General features: G+C 73.5%; 8 protein-coding genes and 1 pseudogene. 1 reads left to right on the top strand and 8 read right to left on the bottom strand.

The annotated features are described in order from the left end of the window. Window positions 1–100: 100 nt before the first annotated feature. The 4 genes from idi to AB0G02_RS24285 all read right to left on the bottom strand — a co-directional run bounded on the left by idi (window position 101) and on the right by AB0G02_RS24285 (window position 3,853). Window positions 101–679, bottom strand: coding sequence for an isopentenyl-diphosphate Delta-isomerase (gene idi, locus AB0G02_RS24300; RefSeq protein ID WP_360797761.1), 579 nt, complete (start codon window positions 677–679; stop codon window positions 101–103). A gap of 80 nt (window positions 680–759) precedes the next feature. Further along, the gene (locus tag AB0G02_RS24295) at window positions 760–1,887 is read right to left on the bottom strand and encodes an AMP-binding protein (protein WP_360797760.1); all 1,128 of its coding nucleotides are present in this window, start codon (window positions 1,885–1,887) and stop codon (window positions 760–762) included. Window positions 1,888–1,893: 6 nt separating this feature from the next. Next, the gene (locus AB0G02_RS24290; protein WP_360797759.1) at window positions 1,894–2,967 is read right to left on the bottom strand and encodes a 3-dehydroquinate synthase II; all 1,074 of its coding nucleotides are present in this window, start codon (window positions 2,965–2,967) and stop codon (window positions 1,894–1,896) included. An 88-nt stretch (window positions 2,968–3,055) separates the two neighbouring features. Next, a complete protein-coding gene (locus AB0G02_RS24285) occupies window positions 3,056–3,853 on the bottom strand; it encodes a 2-amino-3,7-dideoxy-D-threo-hept-6-ulosonate synthase (RefSeq protein ID WP_360797758.1) in 798 nt (265 codons plus the stop codon). Window positions 3,854–4,064: 211 nt separating this feature from the next. Between AB0G02_RS24285 and AB0G02_RS24280 the strand changes: the two genes are divergently transcribed. After that, on the top strand, window positions 4,065–5,021 hold the full coding sequence (locus AB0G02_RS24280; protein ID WP_360797762.1) for a LysR family transcriptional regulator: 957 nt from the start codon (window positions 4,065–4,067) through the stop codon (window positions 5,019–5,021). Window positions 5,022–5,151: 130 nt separating this feature from the next. On the opposite strand, the gene AB0G02_RS24275 is transcribed toward AB0G02_RS24280, so the two are convergent. The 4 genes and pseudogenes from AB0G02_RS24275 to AB0G02_RS24260 all read right to left on the bottom strand — a co-directional run. Then, the gene (locus tag AB0G02_RS24275; protein WP_360797757.1) at window positions 5,152–5,517 is read right to left on the bottom strand and encodes a cupin domain-containing protein; all 366 of its coding nucleotides are present in this window, start codon (window positions 5,515–5,517) and stop codon (window positions 5,152–5,154) included. A gap of 181 nt (window positions 5,518–5,698) precedes the next feature. After that, window positions 5,699–5,911 (bottom strand): hypothetical protein, encoded by a 213-nt coding sequence (locus tag AB0G02_RS24270; protein ID WP_360797756.1) that lies wholly within the window; start codon window positions 5,909–5,911, stop codon window positions 5,699–5,701. Window positions 5,912–6,001: 90 nt separating this feature from the next. Then, entirely contained in the window at window positions 6,002–6,442 is a 441-nt protein-coding gene (locus AB0G02_RS24265) for a hypothetical protein (RefSeq protein ID WP_360797755.1), read from the bottom strand. Beyond that, window positions 6,439–7,333 (bottom strand): annotated as a pseudogene (locus tag AB0G02_RS24260) (hypothetical protein); the annotation flags it as partial. The gene AB0G02_RS24265 and the pseudogene AB0G02_RS24260, both read right to left, overlap by 4 nt.

Below are 7,333 nucleotides of genomic sequence, written 5' to 3'. Positions count from 1 at the left end.
TTCTGGAGGTAGGACACGCGTGACGTGGGGGTTGGACACGCGCGCGTGTCCTACGCCCGGAACGTGCGTGTCCTACGTTCGGGTTGGGCGAGTTGAGCGTTCAGGACAGGCGGGCGGCGGCGGGGAGGGCCGAGGTCGGGCCGGTCGGCCAGGCCGTCGGGTCCGGGCCCAGCCGCCACAGCTCGGCCACCTGGAGGGCGCACCACGGCGAGACGGGACGGGCGCCGGCCAGGACGGCCGGGGCGAACTCCGCCCACGGGGCCCACTCGAACGAGTCCACCTCGTCCGGGTTCGGCTCCGGGTCACCGGAGACCAGGCCGCGGAACACCGGGCACATCTCGTTCTCGGTGACCCCGTTCTCCATCACCGCCCGGTAGCGGAACGCGGGCAGCACCAGGTCCAGCCGCACGTCGGCCAGCCCGAGCTCGTCGGCCAACCGCCGGGTCACCGCCGTCACCATCGGCTCGTCCGGCGCGGGGTGGCCGCAGCACGAGTTGGTCCACACGCCCGGCCACGTCTTCTTGTGCAGGGCCCGCCTGGTCAGCAGCAGCCGGCCCGCCTCGTCGAACAGGTACGACGAGAACGCCAGGTGCAGAGGGGTGGACGCGTGGTGCACGGAGGCCTTGTCGGCCACACCGATCCCGGCACCGGACTCGTCGAGCAGCACGACTTGTTCCACACGCCCACCCTGCCACAACCGCGATCACGACGCGCCGGCGAGCACCCCTTGATCACCCGCGGTCGGGTCGGACGTCCCGGTCACCGCGTCACCTCGACCCGGGGCAGCTCCGCGTTGCCGTCGCGCAGCGCGTCGCGCGGATCCGCCCGGCCCAGCAGCCGCAGGTTGCCGCCCGCGTCGAACTCGCCCCGGTCACCCGTCCGGAACCACCCGTCCAGGTAGCAGGTGGGGTTCTCGCCGTCCAGGTACGGCGACTGGTCCAACGCCACCTCGACCAGCCCGTCCCGCACCCGGATCGTGGTGTCGGGCAGCGGCCTGCCGACCGACGGCCGGCTCTCGCCCGTCACGTCCATGGTCAGCGCGCCGGTCTCGGTGGTGCTGAAGCACTCACCGACCGCGAGGCCGGTGGCGGCGGCGAACCGGTCGGCCACGTCGCGCGGCACGGGTTCGCCGCACGCGAGCGCGCCGCGCACGGTGCGCAACGCGGACCGGTCAGCGGCGGAGGCGAGCTGCTCGAAGTGGAACGGCACGCCGGTGATGAAGTCGACCTCGCGCCGCGCCGCGGTCCGCAGCACGTCCTCCGCCGACAGACGCCCGGCGAACACCAGGTGCACGCCGACGGCCAACGCGTGCAGCAGCCCACCCATCAGGCCGAAGTCGCGGGCGGTCGAGTTGAGCAGCAGCATCCGCTCGCCGCGCCGCGGCATGCCCTCGGACGCCCCGAGCCTCATCACCTCGCGGATGACCGACTCGGTGCTGCGCCCGACGACCTTGCGCCGCCCGGTCGAGCCGGAGGTGAACTGGACCAGCCGGTGCCGGGTCGCGGCGGGCTGCCCGCCCGGTCGCAGCCGGGTCACCAGCTCGTAGCGCTCGCGGAAGATGCCGACCGGCCGGCCGGAGGCGCGCACGACGAACTGCGGCCGGGTCCGGTCGAGCAGCGCGTCGACCTCGGCCTGCCCGATCCGGTGGTCGGCCGACACCACCCGGGCGCCGAGGCTCCACAGCGCCAGCACCACTTCCAGCTGGGTGAAGCTCGGGGGCACCTGCAGCGCGACCGTGCTGCCCTCCCCCACCCCGGAAGCGGCGAACAGGCTCGCCTCGGCGGCGACCGCGACGCGCAACGCGCCGCGGGTCACGGTGTGCTCGTGGGTGAACACCGGCACGTCGTCGCCGTGGCGGCGCAACAGGTCGGTGACGAACTCGCGCATCTCGACTCAGGTCTCCTTGCAGAACTCGCCGATGGGGATGCCCACGTGCCGCTGCTCGGTCGCGATGTAGCCGAGCAGCTCGTCACCGCGTTGCAGCTCGGTGACGTTGCGGACCTTCCCGCCGGGGCCGAGCACGCGCACGTGCCAGTCGTCCTGCACGGTGAGGCTCACCTCGACGCCCTCGGGCGAGTGCGCGGTGATGGTCAGGATGGGGCGCGATTCGAGCTTGGCCCGGCCGACGGTGAGCTTGCGGGTGCGGCCCTCGGAGTTGACGGCGAGCACCGTGCTGCCCGAGCGCAGCTCGGACAGGTAGTTGGTGCGGTTGTCCGGCCCGAGCACGTAGGAGTGCAGGGCGCCGGCGTTGACCCGGAACGGCCGGGTCGGCATGTAGGGCAGCGGGTGGGTCTCGCTGCAGCACAGGATGAAGCCGGAGGAGAACGAGCCGACGAGGATGCCCTCGTCCTCCTTGAAGTGCGAGGCGGTGTCCACGCAGACCCGGTCGCCCAGGCCGTTGTGGGTGATGCCCTCGACGGTGAGCGTGGTGAGGTTCAGCGGCGGGGTGGTGGCCTCCAGCAGCCTGGCCAGCTTGAACACGTCGTTGGCGTCGCGCGGCGCCATGAGCACGCCGTCCGAGCCGTGCTCCAGCACGTCCAGCACGATCGCGGCCTCTTCGAGGTCGGCCACGACGGTGACCAGCTTGCCGGGTGCGCCGTCGGCGGCGGCGATGACGATCTCCAGCGGGATCTTCGTCGGATCGGTGAACGCGACCACGGTGTGCCCCAGCCGCACCGCCGCGGCGCACGCGAGCTTGAGCGTGCGGTCGTCGCGGACCTCCACGAACGCGGCGTCGGTGGTGAGCCGCTCCAGCGCGTCCTGGTCGTCCACGACCACCGTGACCAGGTGCGGGCTGTCGACCGCCGCGTCGGCGACGAGCACCCGCGTGATCGTGGGCGGCAACGCGTCCAGCAGCGCCGGGTCGTCGGACACGACACCGGCGAGCCGGGCGTGCACGGCGGCGTCCACCACGGCTTCGCGGTGCGCCTCGGGGACGGTGCGGAGGTCGATCCAGGCGAACTTCAACGGTTCTCCAAGGGGTGAGAGCCCGGTCGGCGGGCGACGGCCGCGGCGCCGCCGGTCCGGTGGCGGGCCGCGGCCGCGGTCGACGTGGTCATGACGAGGCCACGACGCCCGTCATGGCGCGGACCAGGTCCGATTCGGTGTCGTCGTGGACGATCGAGGCCAGCTCCGCCACCAGCGACATCGGCGCGGGCGCGGTGAACACGCGGCGGCCCACGGCGAGGCCCGCGCAGCCGACCGCCATCGCGGTGCGGGCGTGGTCGACGACGCTGCCGCCGGTCGCCGGACCGCCCGCGACGAGCACCGGGATCGGGCAGCTGGCGATGACGTCGGCCATCCGCTCGGTGGGCCGCGCGAGGTTGGTCTTGACGATGTCGGCGCCGAGGTCGACCGCGATGTTGACCACGTGCGCCAGCAACCCGGGGTCGTTCGGGTCCGCGATGCGCGGACCGCGCGGGTAGACCATGGCGATCAGCGGCACGTTCCAGTCGTCGCAGGCCTTGGCGACCACGCCGAAGTCGACGAGCTGGCGCTCCTCGGTGTCCGAGCCGATGTTGACGTGCACGCTCACCGCGTCGGCGCCCAGCCGCAGCGCCTCGTCGACCTCCCCGACCAGCACCTTGGCGTTGGTGTCGGCGGCGTGCGCGGTGCCCGCGCTGAGGTGGACGACCAGCGCGCAGCCGGCGAGCACGTCCGCGTCGATCGTGCGGACCCGGCCTTTGTGGACGATGATGGCGTCGGCCCCGCCGACGACGACCGAGTCGATGAGCTCGTGCCACCGGTCGCGCGGCACCACCGGTCCGTCCGAGACGCTGTGGTCGAGCGGGACGAAGAGGTACCTGTCGTCGCGCGGACGGGAAAGGCGTCGCAGGCGCAACGCTTTCTTCATGTCGCTCACACCTCCCCGGGAATCGGCGACAGCCATTCAGCAGGGTGGGGGAACCGGTGAGCGCGGCGGTAGGTGTGAGGTGGCGATAACTCGCCAGTTATGCACCTGTTGGAGCAACGGACCAAGATCTTCTCGACGCAGAGTCGCCTGCTTCGCCACACGCACGGTCGGTGTTCGGGCTGTTCGATTGCCCTAGGCTGCCGCAGTGAACATGGAGCTCAGGCACCTCCACGTCGTGCTGACCGTGGCGGAAGCGGGCAGCATCAGCCGAGCCGCCTCACTGCTGAAGATCGCCCAGGCCGGTCTGACCGCGCAGCTGCGCCGGATCGAACGGGGGTTCGGTGGTCCGTTGTTCCTGCGGCGCACCGACGGCGTCGAGCTGACCGAACTCGGTCGCCACGTCGTGCTGCGGTCACGTGACCTGGTGGAACGGTTCGACGACCTGCTCGTCACCGCGCGCACGCTGGCCGCGGAGAGCGACGTGACCGGCATCCGGCTCGGCGGCGTGGCCGGTTCGGTGACACCGCTGCTGGTCGGGGTGGTGCGCTCGTTGCTGCCGACGCACCCGCAGACCACCCACATCGAGCGGACCAGCGACGCGGTGCTCGAACTGGTCCGCGCCGGCAAGCTGGACCTCGCGGTCGTGACGGAATTCCCCCAGAGTCCACTGCGGATTCCCGAACAGGTGGACTGCCGGACCCTCGTGACGGAACCGATGCTGGTCGGAATAGCGGCCGGGCACCGGTTGTCGGCGCGGAACGAGATTCGGCTGTCCGAACTGGCCGACGAGGAATGGGCGGTGCCGGACGAGAGCTACGGCGGCGGGCGGCTGAACCTGCACCTGGCGTGCGAGGCGGTCGGGTTCACCCCGCGCTGCGCGCATTTCGGCGTGGACCCGGCGTCGGCCGCGGAACTGGTGCGCTCGGCGCACATCGTGGCGTGCTTCTTCCCGACCGGTCAGGACCTGCCGGGGGTGCTGTTGAAACCGGTCGTGGGCAATCCCGTGCACCGGCGGGTGACCGTGGTGTGGCGGCGGGACTGCGCGGCGGCCGAGTACGTCGACGACATCCACGCCGCGCTGCTGCGCGCCTACCAGGAGCGGATCCGGGCGCACGGTCCGCGGACGGCCAAGCTCGCCGCCACCGGGCTGACCGTGGCCGCCAGCTGACGTCCCGGAGGCCGGGCGGCGCGCACGGGACGGTCCGGGCCGTGGGTGTGCCACCCGGACCCGTCCCACAGCGCATCGGCGTCTGACGGGCCTGTGACGGGTGTTCCGCCTGGTTCCGCCGCGCGCCGGCTCAGCGGCCGTCTTCGTCGCGGGCGCTGAAGCGCTCCGCCATCTCCACGTCCCACCAGGCGGCGAAGAACTGGAAGTCCACCTCGCCGTCGTTGACGAGCTGGTGCTCCTCGTACGGTCGGAAGTGGACGATGTCGCCGGCCGCGAACGGCACCCGGCCGTCCTCGGTGACGATCTCCGCCGCACCGGACACGGCCACCCACACCTCGTGCTCGCGGTGGGCGTGCGTGCTCGACGCGGCACCGGGCTGCACCACGCACCACGAGCCGTCGAACGGCGCGTTCACCAGCGGCCACGGCATCAGCCTGCGGGCCACCAGCCCGCTGCCGCGGACCAGCTCGGCCGGGTCGCGCCGGCGGATCTCCACGCCTACCGCCCCACGTCGGCTACGGGCTCCACGGGCTCCACGTGTTCCACGGTGCTCTCCCAGGCGCCGACCGACTCCGACGTCGTGACCGGCGGACGCTCGGGCGTCACCGCCGGAGATCGTCGTCGCCACGGCACACCGGGGCGAGAACCACTCCCACCGATCGGCCTGTCGCGAGAATCTATAGACCGGGGTGCGCGGCGGCCACACGCTCGGGCACGCGCATTCGCCACGCCTCCACGACGAGTTCGGTCGGCTCGTCCTCGTCGACCTCGGTCAGCGCGCACCCGATCCGGTCATACCGCAGGTCGGACGGGGTGGGCGGGTGGAACCCGGCCGGCTGCGAGGTCACCGGGGCGGCCCGCCCGTCCTTCGGGAACGCGAAACCGGGCACCAGCTCGTCCCGCGACGGCGCCGGGTGCGCGATCCGCCCGATGCCGCGCTCCCCCGGTGGTGGCTCAGCCGGAGCGGCGGGGTCGCCCGGTCACTGGTCGGCGTGCCGCAGCACGCTTTCGACCTCGGTGCGGAAGGCGTTGACGCCGTCCTCGCCCTCCGGTGCGCCGTGCGCCTGGAGCAGGTGCAGCAGCGCCACCCCGTTCGCGGACCGGCGCGACAGGGAGCGGAACGAGAACGCGGCCTCGTAGACGGTGATCGCCGTGGCCAGCGCCGCCGCGACGGTGGCCAGGAACGCCCACGGCGCTCGTCGCCCGGCGTCGGCCACGGCCACCGCGCCCAGCGCCGCCGCGGCGGTGAACAGCAGCACGGTCAGGACGGAGGTCCAGCGGCGGGCCGCGGTGTAGCGGGCCTGGGCCTGCTCGAAGCCGGCGAGGCGCTCCCCGACCCGGTGGCGCAGGTAGGCGCGGAGGAACTGCTCGCGGTGGTCGTCCACCAGCGTCGGCCGGGCCGACGTTCCGACGGGGGTCATGAGCGGCTCACCGATTCGTGGCGGTAGCGCGCCACGGCCGTCGCCAGCTCGCGTGAGCGCTCTTCGCGCTCCGCGTCGTCGACGGCCGGTGGTGCGGCGAGGTGGTCGAAGTACAGGGCGCGCAGCTGCTCGGCGCGGACGCGGGCGTCGGGGTCCTCGCCGCTGCGGGCGACGACCGCGAGCACCGCCGCGGCCGCTCCGGACACGGCGAGCAGCACGCCGGGCCACGGCGCGTCCCGCAGCCAGACCTGCAGCGCGGCGAAGACCGTCGTGCCGAAGCCGGCGGCGATGGCGAGCACCACCAGGAGCCGGGCGCGTTCCCGCGACCGGAGGGCGGCGACCTCGCACTCGTGCAGCGCGGGCGCGACCACCTGGTTGGCCTCGTGGATCGCGTCGGCCAGCAGCGGGTAGTCGAGCACGTAGCCGGGGTCGATCACGGGGCGCGGGTCGGGCGCGCGGAACCGCGCTCGCGGCCACACGGCGGGCGGCGGCACGTCGGCGTGCAGCTTCGCGCCGGGCCGGTTGCCCAGCACGCGCCGCAGCACGGCCACGACCTTGTCCGCGCCCTCGTCCAGGTGCACGACCGCCACCTGACCGCTGCGCACCAGCACGGCGAGGTCGTCGTTGCGGCTCTCGGGCGGGACGGCGGGTGTCGGGGCGGCGGGTGCCGGGGCGGCGGGTGTCGGGGCAGCGGGTGTCGGGGCGGAGGGTGCCGGGGCGGCGGGTGGAAGGGCGTCGGGCGGCGGGCCGGCCTCGACGGCGTCGTCCTGGCCCCTGCCGACCGCGGTCGCACCGACCTCGGCCTTCGGAGCCTCACCGGCCGTGGTCTCGCGGACCTCGCCGCCCGCGATCTCGTCGGCCAGCCCGCCGGTGCCGGCGAGCACGAGCAGC

The sequence above is a fragment of the Actinosynnema sp. NPDC023658 genome (genome assembly GCF_040639995.1).
Classification (GTDB): Bacteria; Actinomycetota; Actinomycetes; order Mycobacteriales; family Pseudonocardiaceae; genus Actinosynnema.
The sequence above is the reverse complement of the archived record's forward strand: the minus strand, read 5'-3'. Positions and strand labels throughout refer to the sequence as shown.